Source organism: Nocardia sp. NPDC006982 (assembly GCF_042869435.1).
Lineage (GTDB): Bacteria > Actinomycetota > Actinomycetes > Mycobacteriales > Mycobacteriaceae > Nocardia.
The window spans coordinates 14,252-32,543 of record NZ_JBIAFV010000035.1; the positions used below are offsets into that span (position 1 = coordinate 14,252).

General features: G+C 67.3%; 18 protein-coding genes. 15 read left to right on the forward strand and 3 right to left on the reverse strand.

Annotation, left to right across the window (positions count from 1 at the left end):
- Positions 1-181: 181 nt before the first annotated feature.
- The 3 genes from ACFYOW_RS47190 to ACFYOW_RS47200 all read left to right on the forward strand — a co-directional run bounded on the left by ACFYOW_RS47190 (position 182) and on the right by ACFYOW_RS47200 (position 3,926).
- Entirely contained in the window at positions 182-712 is a 531-nt protein-coding gene (locus ACFYOW_RS47190) for a GNAT family N-acetyltransferase (protein WP_387298349.1), read from the forward strand.
- A 20-nt stretch (positions 713-732) separates the two neighbouring features.
- Positions 733-1,881 carry a methyltransferase domain-containing protein gene (locus tag ACFYOW_RS47195; protein ID WP_387298351.1) on the forward strand — a complete coding sequence of 383 codons (1,149 nt, stop codon included), beginning with the start codon at positions 733-735 and terminating at the stop codon, positions 1,879-1,881.
- 116 nt (positions 1,882-1,997) lie between these two features.
- Positions 1,998-3,926, forward strand: a complete 1,929-nt coding sequence (locus ACFYOW_RS47200; protein WP_387298353.1) for a GNAT family N-acetyltransferase — start codon at positions 1,998-2,000, stop codon at positions 3,924-3,926.
- 280 nt (positions 3,927-4,206) lie between these two features.
- Here ACFYOW_RS47200 and pyrF read toward each other — a convergent pair whose 3' ends face one another.
- On the reverse strand, positions 4,207-4,905 hold the full coding sequence (pyrF, locus tag ACFYOW_RS47205) for an orotidine-5'-phosphate decarboxylase (protein ID WP_387298355.1): 699 nt from the start codon (positions 4,903-4,905) through the stop codon (positions 4,207-4,209).
- A gap of 11 nt (positions 4,906-4,916) precedes the next feature.
- Complete coding sequence (locus ACFYOW_RS47210; protein ID WP_387298357.1) at positions 4,917-5,672, reverse strand: GntR family transcriptional regulator; 756 nt, start codon at positions 5,670-5,672, stop codon at positions 4,917-4,919.
- Between the two features lie 173 nt (positions 5,673-5,845).
- Between ACFYOW_RS47210 and ACFYOW_RS47215 the strand changes: the two genes are divergently transcribed.
- The 12 genes from ACFYOW_RS47215 (at position 5,846) to ACFYOW_RS47270 (ending at position 16,731) form a co-directional block, all read left to right on the forward strand.
- A complete protein-coding gene (locus ACFYOW_RS47215) occupies positions 5,846-6,316 on the forward strand; it encodes a hypothetical protein (RefSeq protein ID WP_387298359.1) in 471 nt (156 codons plus the stop codon).
- A 6-nt stretch (positions 6,317-6,322) separates the two neighbouring features.
- Positions 6,323-7,387 carry a radical SAM protein gene (locus ACFYOW_RS47220; protein WP_387298361.1) on the forward strand — a complete coding sequence of 355 codons (1,065 nt, stop codon included), beginning with the start codon at positions 6,323-6,325 and terminating at the stop codon, positions 7,385-7,387.
- A gap of 2 nt (positions 7,388-7,389) precedes the next feature.
- The gene (locus ACFYOW_RS47225) at positions 7,390-8,526 is read left to right on the forward strand and encodes a mandelate racemase/muconate lactonizing enzyme family protein (RefSeq protein WP_387298363.1); all 1,137 of its coding nucleotides are present in this window, start codon (positions 7,390-7,392) and stop codon (positions 8,524-8,526) included.
- Positions 8,513-9,163, forward strand: coding sequence for an HAD family hydrolase (locus tag ACFYOW_RS47230; RefSeq protein ID WP_387298365.1), 651 nt, complete (start codon positions 8,513-8,515; stop codon positions 9,161-9,163). The genes ACFYOW_RS47225 and ACFYOW_RS47230 overlap by 14 nt, the downstream gene beginning before the upstream one ends.
- Positions 9,164-9,175: 12 nt before the next feature.
- Positions 9,176-9,802, forward strand: coding sequence for a GGDEF domain-containing protein (locus tag ACFYOW_RS47235; RefSeq protein ID WP_387298367.1), 627 nt, complete (start codon positions 9,176-9,178; stop codon positions 9,800-9,802).
- Positions 9,792-10,259 carry a hypothetical protein gene (locus ACFYOW_RS47240; protein ID WP_387298369.1) on the forward strand — a complete coding sequence of 156 codons (468 nt, stop codon included), beginning with the start codon at positions 9,792-9,794 and terminating at the stop codon, positions 10,257-10,259. Before ACFYOW_RS47235 ends, ACFYOW_RS47240 begins: the two co-directional genes overlap by 11 nt.
- On the forward strand, positions 10,256-12,382 hold the full coding sequence (locus tag ACFYOW_RS47245; RefSeq protein ID WP_387298371.1) for a phosphoketolase: 2,127 nt from the start codon (positions 10,256-10,258) through the stop codon (positions 12,380-12,382). The genes ACFYOW_RS47240 and ACFYOW_RS47245 overlap by 4 nt, the downstream gene beginning before the upstream one ends.
- A complete protein-coding gene (locus ACFYOW_RS47250) occupies positions 12,383-13,201 on the forward strand; it encodes a class I SAM-dependent methyltransferase (RefSeq protein WP_387298373.1) in 819 nt (272 codons plus the stop codon).
- Positions 13,198-14,157 carry a radical SAM protein gene (locus tag ACFYOW_RS47255; protein WP_387298375.1) on the forward strand — a complete coding sequence of 320 codons (960 nt, stop codon included), beginning with the start codon at positions 13,198-13,200 and terminating at the stop codon, positions 14,155-14,157. Before ACFYOW_RS47250 ends, ACFYOW_RS47255 begins: the two co-directional genes overlap by 4 nt.
- Positions 14,158-14,174: 17 nt before the next feature.
- The gene (locus ACFYOW_RS47260; protein WP_387298377.1) at positions 14,175-15,299 is read left to right on the forward strand and encodes a radical SAM protein; all 1,125 of its coding nucleotides are present in this window, start codon (positions 14,175-14,177) and stop codon (positions 15,297-15,299) included.
- 69 nt (positions 15,300-15,368) lie between these two features.
- Positions 15,369-16,226 carry a class I SAM-dependent methyltransferase gene (locus tag ACFYOW_RS47265; RefSeq protein WP_387298379.1) on the forward strand — a complete coding sequence of 286 codons (858 nt, stop codon included), beginning with the start codon at positions 15,369-15,371 and terminating at the stop codon, positions 16,224-16,226.
- A 55-nt stretch (positions 16,227-16,281) separates the two neighbouring features.
- Positions 16,282-16,731 (forward strand): GNAT family N-acetyltransferase, encoded by a 450-nt coding sequence (locus tag ACFYOW_RS47270; RefSeq protein WP_387298381.1) that lies wholly within the window; start codon positions 16,282-16,284, stop codon positions 16,729-16,731.
- 128 nt (positions 16,732-16,859) lie between these two features.
- On the opposite strand, the gene ACFYOW_RS47275 is transcribed toward ACFYOW_RS47270, so the two are convergent.
- Complete coding sequence (locus tag ACFYOW_RS47275) at positions 16,860-17,801, reverse strand: hypothetical protein (protein WP_387298383.1); 942 nt, start codon at positions 17,799-17,801, stop codon at positions 16,860-16,862.
- Positions 17,802-18,292: the final 491 nt, after the last annotated feature.

Genomic DNA, 18,292 nt, shown 5'->3' on the forward strand with positions numbered 1-18,292 from the left:
AATGCCGCTGGGTGGGCGTCCGCCGGAGCCCGTCGGGCGCTGTCGTAGTTGTTCGTGAACGACGCCTCTTGCCGACTGACGGCGGCGTCGAGATTCGTGAACAACCGCCGTCAGAGATGACGCAACGTCGAACATAGAGAAAGCGATCGACTGCGCAATCCCGTGGACTTATCGTCTGCCCATGTCGGTCAACGGTCCCAGCATCGGTAACGTGACTCTGCGCTCCCCTCGTAGTTGCGACGAGCAGGTCGTACGCGCAGCCCACCAGGTGATGGCTGTCGAGGACGGCTTCGACTTCGCTCTCGGTCTGCAACCGGCGATGGACTGGAAGCAGTACCTCGATGTGCTCGAGGACTACCGTCGGGGCCGTAACTTGCCGAACGGCATTGTTCCCGCGACCTTTCTGGTCGCCACCGTCAACGACGTAATCGTCGGCCGCGCCGACATCCGGCACGCGCTCAACGACTACCTGGCTCGCAGAGGTGGACATATTGGTTACGCCGTCCTCGCCGAACACCGACGCCGAGGCCACGGCCGCGCTATCCTGCGGCAGAGTCTCGATCTCGCGCACCGGATGGGCATCGAGCGGGTGTTCATCACGTGCGACGAAGGCAACGAGGGAAGCCGCCGGATCATCGAATCCTGCGGCGGCACACTGGAATCGGTTGAGCCGTGGAGTGACGGGACGCTGATCCGACGCTACTGGATCTGATGCGGGGCACTGGGGAGTCGATGCCGGGACGTGTCAGGTTGGGGCACGTCCACGGGCAACACTGTAGGTGGGAGGCAGGGGCATTGTCGGAGTTCGACCGTCACTTGGACGAGTTCACGTCATATCAGGAGACACCGTGGGGTCGACTGAGGTATGAGCAGGCGTTCTCTAACCTGGCCCGGCACTTGCCGGATCGTCGGGTCCGAGTCCTGGACGCAGGAGGCGGCAACGGCATCGACGCGGTGCGGCTGGCACGGGCGGGCCACCACGTTACGGTGCTGGACACTTCGAGCCGGTCGTTGGACGCCACGCGCGCACGCGCTGCGCAAGCCGGTGTCGAAGACCGAATCGAATGCCATGCCGCCGACATACGCCAGCCGGCATCAGATCTGCGCGACCGGCTCTATGACATCGTCTTGCTGCACAACGTGGTTCAGTACATCGCCGAACCCGCGTTGGTGATCGGCGAGTTGGTGGGACTGCTCAGCACCGGTGGGCTGATGTCGATTCTGGCGCCGAATCCCTTATGCGACCCATTGGCCGCCGCGGTCCGCCGAAGCGATCTCGACGAGGCGCTGCGCTTGTTGGACACCCGCCAGCGTGAGTCGGCCGTCTACGGTCTGGAATACGCTTCCCGCACAGCAGACGAAGTCGTCGGATACGTCCTTGGCGCGGGGATGAATCGGCCGCGCCGTTACGGGGTCCGTGCCGTGTGCGATCTGATCGCCGACGACGAAGCCAAGCATGATCCAGCGTTCTTCGACAAGCTGCTGCGGTTGGAGAACGCTGTGGCCGACCGCCGCCCGTACTTGGAGGGCGCCCGGTTCTTCCATCTGATCGCCACCAAACCCGACGCGTCAACCGACCAGGCCGCTCAGATGCGACGGCGACGCGTCCCGATGGACACCGCGGGCTACGAGACACGGGTGCGCACCGGGCCGTGCTTCATCTGCGAGTTCCTCGCCGGGACAACTGGTTTCGAGCATGAGACCGTCTATGACGACGGCGAACATGTCGGTTTCCTGAACAAGTACCCGACGCTGCCCGGCTATGTGTTGATGGTGCCCCGCCGACACGTCGAGGACGTCGCCCGCGACCTGACGCCGCAGGAATATCTTCGACTGCAATCGCTGTCCACACAGTGGCCAGGGGTGTCGCCGAAGCGATGAATCCCGAACGCCTGTACCTGTTCTCGATGGGATCGGCTGACGGCAACGCGCACGTTCACTGGCACATCGCGCCGTTGCCGCCCGGCGTGCCCTACCGTGAATAGCAGTTCCACGCCGTGGCGGCAGAAAACGGCATCCTGGCGTATTCACCGCCGGAGCTCGCAGCACTGGCCGACCGCATCCGGACCGCCCTCGCGGTGGCAACGCCAGCCGGTTCAGCGACCGCGAAAAGCGGTCGGCTCGTGGTCATTCGCGGGAACTCCGGCTCCGGAAAGACAACCGTGGCCCGCCAGTTGCAGAGCCGGTTCGACCGCGGCCGGTGCCTGGTAATCGGTCAGGATGTCGTGCGACGGGAGTTCCTCCGCGAATCCGATGTCACCGGCGGCTACAACATCGACCTCCTACGCGGCATCGCCACGCTCGGCCTCGAACGCGGACTCACCGTCGTCGTGGAGGGCATCCTCACCGCACGCCGCTACGGCACCATGCTGGAACAACTCGCCGCTACCGCGGAGCGGGCATGCTTCTACGCCTTCGACCTCACCTTCGCCGACACCGTGCAGCGTCACTCCGGGCGGCGCGCCAAGACAGCCGAGTTCGACCGCGACGATATGCGCAATTGGTACCACGGATGGGACCCCCTCGGGTTCGTGGACGAGGTACGCATCGACGCGGCCCACGCTCTCGAAGACATCGTCGACACGATCTACGCCGACATCACCCCGGACTCCCCGCACGAGACCACGGCGAACGGTTCACCGTCGATCGCCATGCCCTTCGATTCCGACGCCGACCGGTGGCCACCACAGGCCGCACCACCGGGCCTACCTGTGGTGGTCCGCTGTTGGGGCACAAGCCACACCGAGCACCTGGTCGCGACCTCGTCCCGGTTGACCGACCTCACCGATCTGCCGGAAGCCGGCGCCACGGTGACCGTCGATGGTCGATACAACGCCGGGTTCGTGGCTCGCCTCGAAACCGTCCTGGCAATGAAGCTTCCCGACGTGGCGTTCACGATCCACAATCACGGCCGCGGCGGTGCCACCAGCCGGGACCTACTCGCGGATGTCACCGGGGTAGACGTCGATGGGGACCTGGCCCTGCTCGAGTGCGGAACCAATGACGTGCTGCGCCGCGCGCAAGGCCGCGATCATGAAGCTGTCGATATCGAGGAGTTCACGCGAAACTATCGAGCGATCCTCGAACGCCTGCAGACACGAGCACGGCGGGTGATCTGCCTTGCCGCACCTCCCCTCAGCCCTGAATTCGGTCCGGACGCGGTGTCGATCAACGAGGACCTGTTCACCTACAACCTCGCCGCACAGAAGACCGCCCACGAGGCCGGCGCGATGTTCGTAGACTACTGGGGCGCGTTCGTCACCACCGCCGCGCTACTGCGCGAACGCGACGGTGGCCTCAGCCCCTGGCTCGCCGACGGAATCCACCTCTCCGACATCGGCGATGAACTGATCCTGCGCAGTCTCGAAGCCACCCTCATCGGCAAGAACATCATCACCAGCCTGTTGCCGACACACACGAACGCCAACAAAGCCACTGCGGAGGTATTGATCCGGGCCGCCCGCGTCGAGGACGTGCCGTCATTGGTCCGGTTGCGCGTCGCAGTGGCGGCCGAACAGAAATGGATCGGCGCCGAACCTCCCATAGACGAAGACAAGACCGCCGCCCGACTGTCCGAGCAGATCGCCGCGGACACCTCCGGCGTCATCGTCGCCGACCACCGCACCGCCGGTGTCATAGCGATCGCAACGGCCGACTTCGCGACACCGGGCGTCGCAGAGATCACCATGATGATCGCGGCCGACCACCGAGGCGTGGGCGTCGGCAGCACCCTGCTCAACCATCTAATCGACTGGTGCAAGCACCATCATGCCCACAAAGCGACCCTGAAGGTCTGGCCGCACAACCTACCCGCGATCAGGCTCTACCACAGCGCTGGCTTCGAGACCGAAGGCACATTGCGCGCCCACTACCGACGGCGCAACGGTGAACTCTGGGACGCGATCATCATGAGTCGGCGCCTGTAGAACCCTGTGTCAATGTCGGTCGAATCGTGACCTGTTCTGTCCACGGCGTCACCGGGTCAGTATTGGAGCGTCACCGACACAGGACGATGGTGACGCACAACTGGTCGGCGTCACCATGATGAGCCTCGACGACTACTCAGACCTGACGCCCGAGCGACAGAGTTTTCGTCCCAATGCTGTCGCTTGGCTTCCGATTGTCGGAGCCCAGGACTGATCATTCCCGCAGGTTGACGAAACCCGGCCGACCATCTCGAGCGCTCGACGATCGGCCGGGTTTCGATCAGAGTGCCTGCGCGACTTCCTCAGCGATGGCCCGTGCGGCTTGGGCCGGTTCCGGCGCGGCGGTGATGGCCCGGCCGAGGACGAGAATGCTTGCGCCACTGCGGATGGCTTCGGCTGGCGTCGCGACGCGCTGTTGGTCGTGCACCGCACCACCAGCTGGGCGGATGCCGGGCACCACGGTCAAGATGTCGGGTGCCGCAGCGCGGATGATGGACAGGTCGGTGGCTGCGCAGACGACGCCGCCGCAGTTGGCGGCGACGGCATCGGCCAGTCGCTCGTTGAGCAGCGCGGGTGAGGCGTCGGGCGCGCTGGTCAGCACGGTGACCGCGAGCACGGTCGGCGCTGCGAATCCTACGCTGCTCGCGCCTTCGCCGAGTCCCTTCACCGCGGCCTCGAGCATGGCCGTTCCGCCGCCTGCGTGGACGGTCAGAAATTGGACGCCGAGGGCTCCGAGGACGGTGCTGGCCCCGTAGACGGTGTTGGGGATGTCGTGCAGTTTGACGTCGAGGAAGACGTCCATGCCGAGGTCCTGCATGGCGCGCACGGCGACACGCCCTTCCGCGCTGAACAGTTGAAGGCCGACTTTGGCGATGCCTATGTCGGGTTGCACAGCCTTCGCGATGGACACCGCAGTGTCCAGATCGCTGGTGTCGAGCGCGATAGCCAGCCGGTTTCTGACGGTCGTGGTGGTGGGCATCGAGGCTCCTTCTAATCGTTGTCGAGTGGTGCTTCGTAGGTGTCGAAGGTGATGGCGCCACCGTGTGCGGGACGAACGTTGATGACGGCTTCGATCGGTTCGTCTGTTGCGCCGTAGGTGCCGTGGATGTGTTCGATGACGATGCCGTTCGCGTCAATTCCGAACAGTTCCTGTTCGGAGGGGTTGGCGTGTCGGGCACGGATCTCGTTGGCGGTTCGGGTCACGGTGTGTCCGGCATCTTCGACGAGCGCGACGACCTGGATGCGCTCGGCGGTTTCGAGGTCGGGGGCAGCGTGGACGACCTGTTCGGGGAAGAACATCATCGTGTCCTCGGTCGCGACGTCGTCGATGAAGGTGCGGCTGTGGCGGCGGAAGACGCGCGCCCCTTCCTTAACGCCGAGCAGATGTGCGATCGGTAGGGGTGCGAATACCCATTCGCGGCTGATTGTGTCCTTGCGAATGTTGCCGTTGACGTCGCCGGCGAAGATCAGTCCGCGAGCAGCGCGGGCACGCGCGTAGCGGCCGTTCATCGGCCATCGGGTGCCGCGCAGCTCCGGCGGGGTGGCTATCGCTCGCATTCCAGGCCGGGCAATGACGAGTCCTTCGGCGACCAGTTGTTGGACAGCCCGCCCAGCGGTCTTCATGTTGACGTCGAAGCGTTCGGCCAGGTCGGCGTTGCCGGGAAGTGGCTCGGCGTCGTAGTCCCCGGCGAGCAGTTCGGCTCGAAGGGTGGCTGCGATCGAGAGGTATTCGGGCTGTTTGGCCATAGCAGAAACGTTACCGGAGTGGTAGCGGATATCCGCACTCCCCCCGCCACCTGGTACCTATCCACCTGGTGGACAACCCCCAGGCGGATAGGTACCGTGTGAGAACCAGTCAGCCCGTGCACCGCTTTTCGAGCGGGGCCACCGAGGGCAGTCGCTGGGTGGGAGGAGAGCCGGTGCGCACACCGCCGATCACACAGGAACGCCGCTGCCGCTTGCCCGCCCGGGACCGCCTGCTGATCGCGATGTGTCGCGGCCTGGATGCCCCGGACCCGATCTGCTCATGGGCGCGCGAGCTGGTCCAGTTGCATGCCTCGCGCCGGGAGTCGCCAGCGCGTGCAGCGGAATGCGACTGCCGCCGAATGGAATTCATCACTCGAATCAACGTCCTGACCAACGCTGTCGAACCGCTGCTGGCGATCACCTATCCGCAGACAATCGGCGTGCTGATCGACCGGATGGCCGCGGCCGCCGAACAGGCGATGCGTCAGCTGGCGGCGTCCGGAGCGCGCTCGGAGCGAATGCATCAGGCGTGGACACAGCTCGCCGAGCTCGAGCTCGAGTACAGCGACCTGGTCTCGAACCTGTTCTACGTCGACGAACCATGCCAGGCACACATATCCACTGACACCGGCCATAAGAGGTAGGTACACATGCTTGAGACCAGGACCGACGCCGAACGACTCGCCACCCGGTGGGGCATCGACGCCGACGACATCATGTTGATCGCGCTCAATGCGTGCGGTCTGGACGCCGATATCGGGGTGTCGCGGTTGCGGTTTCGGCTGCGGCTGAATTCCCGCCCGGACGATCAGCTGTACATGATCTTGTCGCTGGGCCGGCGCCGGTCACCGTTCAAGCTGGTCGACACGAGGATCCTGCTCGGTGGCGAGCAGGTCGCGGTCATCGACGTCGCCGAGGCCGACGACGCGGTGCTCGGGTATTGGCGCAACGAGGGCCGGGTCCTGACGTTGAACTCCAACGCGCGCAGCGCATGCACCGGCTGTGTGTTCTGCCCGAACACGCTCGAGGAGGCCAACGATCCGCGCTTGGCTCTCGATGACCTCAACGCCTACTTCTCCACGCTGGTCGACGACGGACCCGGCCGGGGCCTGTCGAGTGTGGAGAAGGTGACCGTGTGCACCGGGTGTTTTCGGTTCGAGCAACTCGCGCTGACGCATCTGCGGCAGGTCCGCGAGGCGATGACCACCCACAACTGCGGTGGGGAGATTCACTTCCTGTCCAGCGTGCTGACCACCCCCGAAGGGCTGGCCGAGGCCGCCGCGATCGGGCCGTTCCACCTGACGCTGACCGCCGAAGCCTTCACCAAGCGCGACCTGATCCTCAAGGAATCCAAGGCCGCACTCACCCCCACCGAGATGGTGCGGGTACTCGGCGACGCCGTCGCGGCTGGGGTTCGCACCGACTTCACCTACATCATCGGCCTGGACCCGCTGGATGTTGCGGCCCGGCATCTCGCCGAATTCGTCGACGTGACAACGACCTTTCCGCGATTCCAGGTCTATCAGTCCCACACCCCGATGATGGATGTGTTCCTCGCCGACGGGGCTCGCGACATCGAGTTCTACCTGGCCGCGCGCCGTGAGATCGAGGAGCTGTTCGGGCCGACCGGGCTGCGCCCGCAGCCGTGGGAGAACTACCGGCCGCTGTGGTACTTCAGCTTCGCCGACGAGCCACTGACCGGGACCAGGATCTGAAGATGACGGCTCGCACGATCACCGACGTCATCACCCGGATGTTGCCCCCGCTGCCTGCCGCCGCCCACGCGGCGGCCGAGGTCCTGCCCGACTGGGCCGGGCCCGCGCGGCGCCACCCGGCGGCCCAGCCGTGGCCGGAGAACCTGATTCGGATGGCGGTCGGAGTCGTCGACAACACCGGCGCGACAGGCTGGTTCGGGCCGGTGGCGGCGTCGGTGGCCCGGCTGGCGCTCGATCAGGTCGCTCCCGCCGTCATCGGCCGCGACCTCGCCGCCTGGCGGGCGATGGCATCGCTGGCACCGCAGGGCCGGCACCGCCAGGGCGGGCATCTGCGCCTGGCGGTGTCGGCGGTCGAGCTGGCGGCGTGGGATCTGCGAAGCCACGTGACCGGTGTTCCGGTCGGCGGGCTGCTCGCTGGTGAGCGACGCGATCGCATCCCGGTGTATGCCACGGCGCTGGGCCTCGACATCGACCACCCGCTGGCACCCGACGTCGCCGCCTGGCTCGTCAGCGAGGGCTTCTGGGCCCAGAAATGGGGGCTGCCCGGCGCGGCCCGAGGTGAGACACCGCGTGCGGACGCGGCCCGGCTGCGATGCCTCCGCGAGGCGGCCGGCGAGCAGGCCCGCATCTGCGTCGACGTCGGCGGCCGGTGGTCCGCCGACTACGCCCGCCAGATGTTGCCGGTGTTGGCCGAGGTGGGAGTGTGCTGGGTCGAGGAGCCCGACCCGGTGTCGGATGCGGACTTGGCCCGGCACGGGCTGGCGCGCGCCGCCGGTGAACACGACTACGAGCCCACCGACCAGCTGCGGACCCTCGGCGGCGATGTCCAGATCTGGCAACCGGACCCGACCTGGTGCGGCGGGCTCGCCCACACCCTGTCGATGGTGGAACTGGCCGCGCGACTGGGCATCCGCAGCCTGCCGCACGGCTCCGGCCTGGCGGTCGCGCTCGCGCTGGCATCCAGCGCACCCGCCGAGGCTGTCCCCGCGATCGAGTACCACCTGACGCTGGAACCGCTGCGCCAAGACCATCAACTCAAGCCGCTGGTGCCCGTCGCCGGGCACCTCGACGCCCGCACGGTCGCGGGGTTGACCAGCGGCTACCGCTTCGCCGAAGGAGACGCCGGTGCCGCAGCGTGAGATCCGCGCGATCTGCTTCGACATCGGCGGGGTCCTAGTGCAGATGCCCCGCGGAGTCCTGGCAGCCGAACTAGCCGGCTTGCTCGACGCGCAGGTCGAGCACGTCCGTGACCTGCTGATCGAGCATGCCAAGACCCGTCGGACGCCGACCGGTGAACTGGCGGCGATCCTCGCCACCGCGTGCGGCCGCCCGCACGCAGCTGACACGGTGGCTGCCCGGCTGCGCCTGCGGGTCGCCGATATGGCCGATCCGCCGCTGTTTCCCGATGCGATCCCCACCCTGGAACACCTTGCCGGGCTCGGCTTCCGCATCTGCCTGCTGTCGAATGCGATCGGGCCTGACCCCGCCGACCGGCCCGCGCACCCGCCGTACTTCGCTCTCGCCGAAGTGGTGCTGCACAGCTGGCAGATCGGCGCGTGCAAACCGCAGCTCGCCGCCTTCCGCGCGATCGAGTCCGCGATGGACCTGCCGCCGCACCACCTGCTCAACGTCGGCGACAGCGCCCGCTTCGACATCGACGGCGCATTGGCCGCGGGCTGGGCAGCCATCCACCTCGTCCGCAACAGCGCCGCCCCGGCGCACCCCGCCGTTGCCCGCATCGGGGCCCTGACCGATCTGGCATCTCTGCTGAGCTGAAAGGCCCTGCCCGTGACCAACATTCTCGATGAGCTGCCCTGCCGAGCCGAGTGGCTGACCGCAGCCCGCTCCGACCCGATCACCGGCCTGGTGGCCTTCCCCGACCTCTACCCGCACGCCGTTGCCGACGCCCTGGCTCGCGTCGCCGCCGAGCACACCCTGCTCGGCCTGGCCATCGGTGACGTCGATGACCTCAAAAGCCACGTCGAGCACACCAACGCCACCGACCCCGACAGCTTCGGCCACTTGGCAGGCAACGCGCTGATGACCCAGTTGGGCTCGGTGTGCCGAGGGTGGTTCGCCGACACCGCATTTCCCGCAGGATGCGTATCGACATTCGGCGGTGACGAGGTCATCGTGGCCGCTACCGGCATCACCGAAACCGGGTTCACCGCCTCGGTCACCGACCTGCGTGACCGCTGCGGCGCCGCATTGCCGTGCAGCGTGTCCTTCGCCGCGACAGTAGTCGGGCCCGGCTTGGTGTGGCCGAGCCCAGACCTGGCCGTGCGCGCGAAGTTCCTGCTCGCCGCGGTGGACCGCGCCCTGTTCGCGGCCAAAGCGGCACGCCGCAACGCGGGCGGCCCCGCCGGGGCCCTCGTCACCGTCGATCTCGCCCGGGTGATGCGTGATGCTGCCTGAACTGCCCGCAATCCCCGTCTCCACCGAGGGCAGCCTTCGCTGGCTGCATGGCCGCACCGTGGTGGTGCTCGACTTCGCCGCGCCCCGAGGACCCCACCGCGGGCGCCGCTACCGCGTCGAGCACCACCACGGGGCCAGCGGCTGTTCACGAGTGGTGTTCAACATCGACGGACGCGCCGCACTGCGCCCACCGCCCTGGGCCGCCCAGCAGACCAGCGGAACGGTGAAGCTGCGGCTGCGCCCGCTGCCGGGCCGCCGTCACCATCGCATCCCCCCGGACCTGCAACAGGCCCTGACCGCAGCCGATCTCGACCTGGACCACATCACCGAGCCCGAGCTGACCCAGATACTCGAGATGATCGTCGAAGCCGCTGACGAGCAGGTCCGCGCCGACCGCATCAACGTCGCCGTGCACGCGATCGCCCAGGCCGGCGCCGACCGAAAGGCCCGGCCATGACCGACTGGACAACCCACATCACGGCGGTCGCAGAATCGGTGACCGCCGACGAGGTCGACACCGCGCGGCGCGCCCTGGACTACCTGTGCCTGGCACAGCTGTATCTGCGCGACAACGTCACCTTGTCCGCGCCGTTGCAGCCCGGCCACGTCAAACCGGCCCCGGCAGGGCACTGGGGAGTGTGCCCACCTGTCAACGCCGTACTCGCCGCGCTGGGCCCCTACCGGCGCATGCCCGGCATCGACGTGCGGGTCGTGCACGGAGGCGGTCACGCCGGACCGTCCGCGCTCGCGCACGCCTGGATCACCGGTGCCCTCGACACCGGGGCAGACGCATTCGGCCACACCGAGTGCGACCTTGCGCGGCTGTGCGCGCAGTTCCCGCGCACCCGGTTCGGCGGGGAAATCACCCCGCTCATCCCCGGCCACGACCACCTCGGCGGGCAACTCGGGCCCGCTCTGGCGATCGCCCACGGCATGGGTTTGGACGCCCCCGGCCGGCTCGTGGTGGCGTTGATCGGCGACGGAGAGTGCGAAACCGGCGCCGCCGCAGCATCCTGGCTGGGCGCACGCGCCATGATCGGCACCGGCACCCACGGCCGCGTGCTGCCGGTCATCCTCGCCAACGGCCTGCGCATGGGCTCGGCATCGCTGCTGGCCGGCCTCGACCCCTCCGATCTCGCACACCACCTCGGCGGCCTGGGATACCAGGTGATCACCACCGGACCGGACACCAGCGAGATCACCGCCGCCATGGCCCGCGCCCTGACCAGGCTGCGGCCCATGCAGTACGGGCCGTCCACCGTTGTCGTCGTCACCGTCGACAAGGGCCACGGGGTACCTAAAGTGGTTGCTGGGCAACAGGTTGCGCATACACCCCGAGTGCACAAGGTTCCCCTGCGCAACCCGCACGAGGACAATGCGGAATTCGTAGCGCTGGAGAGCTGGCTGTCGGGCTACCGCCCTGGGGAGCTGTTCACTGGCGGGACGCCGACCGAGGCTGTGCGCCGGGTCCTCGCACCTGCCGCAACCAGCCGGGTAGAACTCAGCGCACCGCGAGGCTGCGTGGCCACCGCCCGTGCGGTCGCCGACCAGGTCGCCGGACTCGACTTCGGTGCCGCGATCACCCGCACCCTGCGCCAGCTGAACATCGTCTACGGGCTGAGGGTGTTCAGCCCGGATGAACTGGCCTCCAACCGAATCAAGCTGGGCGCCGCCGATTCCGGCTGGACCATCGAAGTGCTCAACGAGGAGCTGTGCCACGCCTGGGCCCAGGGATACCAGGCCACCGGCAGGCGCGGCGTGGTCGTCAGCTACGAGGCGTTCGCCCCGATCACCGCCTCGCTGCTGGCCCAGCAGCTGCTCGCCCACCGGCTCGCCGCGGCCGCCGGACGCCCACCGGGCCCGAGCCTGGTGTACCTGCTGACCAGCCTCGGCTGGCACAACACCATCACCCACGCCAACCCCGGCCTCATCGACATCGCGATCGCCACGGCCGACCCCAGCGTGCACGTCTACCTGCCCGCCGACGCCGCCCGCACCGCGGCCGCGCTCACCTTCACCGTGCGCAAACTCGGCCGCGCCAGCCTGATCATCGCCTCCAAACACCCGATGCCCGCTCATCCGCACACCACCGTCGAAGCAGAGCTCCGTGACGGGTACGCCCTCTGGACGCACATCGCCGACGACCCCGATCCCGAGATGGTGCTGGTGTCGATCGGCGACATCGCCGCCCGCGAACTCACCCGGGCGGCAGGAGCGGTCACCGCTACCCGGCCCGCTGCCCGCCTGCGGTATCTGCACATCCACGACCTGACCAGCCTCGGCGCACCCGGCCACCGCGACGCCGCGATCGGAGCCGCCGACTTCGATCGGCTGTTCCCACCCGGGATCGCGATCCTCATCGCCACCACCTGCCACCCGGCCGCTGTCCATGCGCTGCTCGGGGAACGCGGCGCGCCGCGCACGGTCATCGTGCGGGGCTGGACCAACCCGCCCCGCCCGATGACCCACGACGAACTACTCCACCACACCGGGATCGCCGCAGCATCGCTGCACGACACCGCCCTCGCGCTACTCGACAGCAACATCGGCGACCCACTCATCAGGCAAGGAGCCCGCTGAATGACCTACGACCCCAGCGGCCTGTTCACCGGCGCCGCCCCCTTCTACGCCCGGTACCGGCCCGGCTACCCGGCCGCGCTGTTCACCACCTTGAGCGAACGCTTCGGTCTCGACGGCACCCAGCAGGTGCTCGACCTCGGGTGCGGCACCGGCCAGATCGCGCTGCGCCTGGCACCGCTGGTCGCCCACGTGCACGCCGTCGACCCCGATCACCAGATGCTGCACGAAGGCGCGAAACTCGCCACCGCAGCCGGCATCAACAACATCAGCTGGCGCGACGGCGACTCCTACCACCTCGACGACCTCGACCTGCCCGAACTCGATCTGGTCACCATGGGCGCCAGCTTCCACTGGACCGACCGACCCGCACTACTGGCCGACCTCGACCGCCGCCTCACTCCTACCGGTGCGGTAGTGCTGGCCAGCGGCGGGCCTCCGGCAACCGCGATCGAGCTGCCCTGGGTGGACGTCGTCACCCAGGTCCGCACCGCCCATCTCGGCCCGCAGCGCCGCGCCGGCGACACCACCTACACCCATCCCCGCCTCACCCACACCGAAGTCCTGGCCACCTCGGCGTTCTCCGACATCGACATCACGACCTGGCACTGGGACTCACACCGCGACATCGACTCCGTGATCGGGCTCCAGTTCTCCTTCTCCTACAGCGCGCCGGGCCAATTCAGCGACGAGTCCGCCCGCGCGGCATTCGAGCACGACCTGCGGGCCGCGCTGGTCGACCGGTTCGGACCCGACGCCGTGCTCACTGAACATCTCACCACCGAGCTGATCATCGCCACCCGCCCGAACGGAGGGTCATGACCCGTATCCCGCTCCGGATCACTCCAGCCGCTGCTGCCGACACTGGTCGTGTCGTCGTCGAATGGATCATGAGCAGCGTCTGCAACTACGCCTGCCACTACTGCCCGATCTACTTGCACGACAACCGGGTTCGCTGGCCCGACTACGACTCGGTGCACCGCTTCACCCGCACCGTCGCCGAGCACTACCGCGGCCGCGACATCACCTTCCTGCTCAGCGGCGGCGAGATCACCCTGTGGCCGCAGCTGCCCCGCATGGCCGCCGACCTGCGTGCCCTCGGCATCGACGTCGCGGTCCTGTCCAACGGCACCCGGCCCCTGCCCTGGTGGGCCACCCACGCACCCGCCTTCGACCACGTGCTGCTCAGCTACCACCACGAACGCGCCGAACCCGACCACTTCCGCGCCGTCGTCGACACACTCGCCCCCGTGACCAGCGTCGATGTCAACGTGGTGATCGACCCCGCCGCCTTCGACACCACCATGAACCTCGCGGCGACCATTCAGGCCGACGGCAAGGCGCCGGTACACCGCAAGATCATGTTCCTCGACGGCTGGGCGCGGGCCGCCGACTACAGCCCCGACCAGCACACCGCGCTCACCACTGCTCTCGCCACCGAGGTCGACCAGCCCAGCTCCCGCGAAACCGCCCTGCTCAAAGGTGACCTCGACGTCGAGTACCACGACGGCACCCGCCAAATCCTGACGCCGTCGCAGATCATCGACACCGGCTCCAACCGCTGGCCTGGCTGGACCTGCAATGTCGGCGCCGAATCGCTGTTCATCCGATTCGACGAGATCTGGCCGGCATCCTGCCGTGAGGGCGGGCGCATCGGATCGATCTTCGACCCCAACCTGGCACTGCCCACCGGGGGCATCACCTGCACCGCCGGGTCCTGCAACTGCATCGCCGGAATCAAGGCCACCAAAGCCGCCCCGACCGCCGTCCCCCACTGATACCCGAGGTGAGAAGCATGTACACCGTTGCCGACCTGCGCCAACTCCACCTCGAAGTCTCCACCCGCTGCAACGCGGAATGCCCCATGTGCGCCCGCAACCTCTTCGGTGCCACCGCCCCCGGCCTCACCGAAACATCGATGACGCTTGAGCAATTCCGCACCTGCCTGCCCGAGGATGTCCTGGCCCAACTCGAGATCGTTGATATCTGCGGCGCCTACGGCGATCCCGCCATCGCCCCCGAACTGCTCGATATCTGCCACCACATCCACGCCACCAACCCGGCCACCGGCATCCGCATCTACTCCAACGGCGGCCTGCGCACCCCGGCCTGGTGGGCGCAGCTGGCCGAAATCCCGGGTATCACAACGGTCTTCGCCATCGACGGCTTGGCCACCAACGGTGTGTACCGGCGCAAGGTCGACATCGACAAAGTCCTGCGCAATGCCGCAGCGTTCATCGACGCCGGCGGCCGCGCCCAGTGGGACTACATCGCGTTCGCCCACAACGAGCACGAGATCGACGCCGCCCGCGCCCGCGCGACTGAACTCGGATTCGCCGAGTTCAGCGTCAAGAAGACCGCCCGCTTCCTGCGGCCACTGTATGAACCCGCACCCGAACTGCGCCCGGGTGACGGCATCGACGCCGCACCGATCTACGACCGCACCGGCGCGGTCGTCGGGGAACTGCGGCCACCGGCCGACGAACGGCTGGTCAACGAGGTCGTGCTCTGGGCGCGCAGTATCGAAGCCCGCGCCGAATACTTCGACGAGTTCTTCGACACCTGCACTATCCAATGCCAGGCCCTGGACTCCAAGGCCATCTTCATCTCCGCGACCGGTCACGTGTACCCATGCTGCTGGCTCTACGTCCAAGCGACCCTGCCCCAGCTGTATCGTGGACAAGCCGCCACCGACGCTCAGGTCCACGACCTGCTCACCGCCTCGGGCGGAGCCGCCACCCTCGACGCCGCCAAGAACCCGCTCGATGAAGTCCTCGCCAGCGAATTCTTCACGGCCGTGGAACGCAGCTGGAGCACCGACACCATCGCGGGCGGGAAACTCAAGGTGTGCTCGCGGGTCTGCGGGGAAGGGTTCAGCGCTTACCGACGTCAGTTCGACCGCCCGGACCTCGTCCCCTGACCACGATCGAACGCAGCACAACCAAGCCGCATCGCACCGAACCGCGACAGCAAGGAGCGACAACCCGAAATGACCAAGACCCCGTCGACCCCACCGAGCTGGCCCGTGCGACCCGGCTACCGCGAAGACCTCTTCCGAGGCGCAGCCGAGTATTACAGCCGGTACCGCCCGGCCTACCCCCAGCCACTGTTCGACGACCTCCTCAACCAGGTCGGCGAGGGCGGCATCCTGGTCGATCTCGCCTGCGGCACCGGCGAAATCGCGATCCCGCTGCACACCCGATTCGCACACGTGCACGCCGTGGACCTCGAACCGGACATGATCGAGGTCGGACGCGCCAAGGCCGAGCGAGCCGGCGCCACCAACATCACCTGGAGCACCGGCCCTGCCGAAGATCTGGCCGTCACCGAGCCCGCGCAGCTGGTCACGATCGGCAATGCGTTTCACCGCCTGGACCGACCGCTGATCGCCGAGCGCGCCCGCCAGTGGCTGGCCCCTGGCGGCTGCCTGGCCATCCTGGGCAGCAGCACGCCCTGGAGCGGGACCGAGCCGTGGCAAGCCGTCGCCGTCGATGTCGTGGCCCGATGGTCCGGCGAACCAGGCCGCCCCGCGAGTGCGTCGCAAGCGACAGCCGAGAACACCGCCCCAGCACGGCGCACTCACGAAGAGGTCCTGCAAGAGGCAGGGTTCGGCGACGTCGCCGAGTACCGGTTCCCGACACCGCACGCTTGGACGGTGGATGATTTTCTCGGATTCTTGTGGTCGACCTCCTACACCGCCCGGATTCGCCAGGACCCCACTCTCGCAGAAGAATTCGAGAAGGACCTTCGAGCACGGTTGCTCGAATGCGAGCCATCCGGACAACTGCGGGAGTCGATCGCGCACTACTACGTCCTCGGCCGCACGCCAGACCCGGCGCGCAGGTGATAACCGTGCCGAAATCCGGTTGCGCTCACTGGAATGCCGCTTCAGCATCGAACCCATGACCATGGCTGATCGCGTGATCGTGCGACCGTTGGGGCCAGCCGACGAAGCAGCGTTTCTCGATCTTCGCTCGGCGATCACCGAAGACGGCTCGGTCTTCGCCAAGGACTACCGACCGGGAGTGGCCTGGTCGGAGTATCTGCTCGTCCAGGAGAATGCGCGTGCGGGCGTCGGTTTGGCGGAAGGCACCGTGCTGTACCCATTCCTCGTCGCTGACTTCGGCGGCGTGCTGGTCGGCAGCAGCGATATCCGCCACCGGCTCACCGAGAAGCTAACGCGGTGGGGTGGGCACATCGGCTACATCGTCGATCCCCGTCACCGCCGACGCGGCTACGGAACAGACATTCTGCGCCAAACACTCTGTATGACACGTGATCTCGGCATTCGTCCCGCTCGGTCGCCGTCGAACTGCTGTCGATGGTCAGCAGCGGAACTGTGGACGAGCTGAACAAGGCTAAGCGAGAACGCCGACCTGATCCCGGCATATTTGCCGCGCTGGGCATCTCATCTGCGCTCTGCGTTCCGGCGCGAGACCTCTTGGCCCACAGGTCGTTCGGCGATCGTTTGGAATGCCGATTATCTCGACAAGCCCCGCGATGAGCTGTTCCTACTCGTAGGATAGGGCTGCGCGGACGTGGTAGCTGCTTCCCGTCCGCGGCGCAGGTGTTCGGCGGCGGTGTCGAGGTAGGCGGCGTCGAGGTAGGCCTCGGTGGAGATCTCCAGCAGCCGTTGCCAGCGATCGACGCGTGCCAGCCAATCGATCGGGACTATGGCCGCTTGATCCTCGTCGCCGGGCAGTGTGGGTGCCGGTGGAGTCTCGCTCGGGTGGGCGGCGGCAACGGCGTCTTGCATGGCGGCGAGTTGTTCGCGACAGTACTCCGGGTTGTACACCTCGGCCCGCAGTTCCGCAGCGGCGGCCCGCAACGCACGCAGCCGTTGTCGCAGCTTGTCGTCGACAACGTCAACCGAATCGTCGCCGACAGTGTGGACGTCGGTGTTAGCGGGCCGCTCGACATCGAAGTCAAGTACTGGCGGAAGCAGGTCGTAGTGGCTGGCGTCGCCGCGGTCGCACGGATGGTCGACACGCAGGCGTGTATCGGCGACGGCTGTCTGGCCCAATGTGACAACGGCGTCGGCGACTTCGTCCTCGGTGACCGGCCGATGGTGAAGACGGCCGGTCAGGATCGCCACGGCAGTGTCGTAGGCATCATGGACTGTGGTGGTGACCGTAATGGGCGGGATCGGATCGGGTTGACCGTCGATGCGGGCGTCGAGCACCGCGTCTCGGTGGTATTCGACCATCTCGCCGCACACCTCGGCGAACACCGCCGCGGCCACGCCGGTATGGCTGTCGTGCACGCTCGCGGTGTAGGAATCCTCAGTGTCGAACCGGCCCTGGCCGCGCAAGGTTGGCCGTTGATGCCCGGCCGCGTCGGTCACGATAGCGGTCCATCGGTACTCCACCGGTTCCGCATCACCTGCCCACGTCCCGGTAGCAGTCGCGCTCGTCTCCAGCATCGGTACCCCCAAACGATCCCTCGGCAGCCTTCCCGCATATGACCCTCACCATGGTCGCAGCCCGCGCACCCGGCCGCGGCGCTTCGCGACTCCATACGTGAGCGCTCCAGCAGATCCGGGGTACACCCGGCGTGCCCCTGGCGCACGCATCCGTCACCTCGACAGAGAGTCTCTTCTGACGGATCATCGCCTGTCGCCTGTCGCGGGTGCCGAAAAGGCTTGCCGTTGCGATACTTTCGCGGCATCGCAGGGTTCGATTCACGCACGGTCCATCGATAATTAGGATTTGGCACGGACCCATCCAGCCCTCAGTTACCCAACAGCCGGAACAATACGGAATCCGGCCAGCACGGTTATCGCGAAGGATGTTCCGTTAGCCGTGATCGCTTCGGCAGCCGCTAGGACGCTGCTGAATAACGTGGCGTGTTGTCCCCGGTCCTTTGGGTCGGGGTCAACGAGGATGGTGGGGTGCAAGGTGAGGGCAGGTCGGA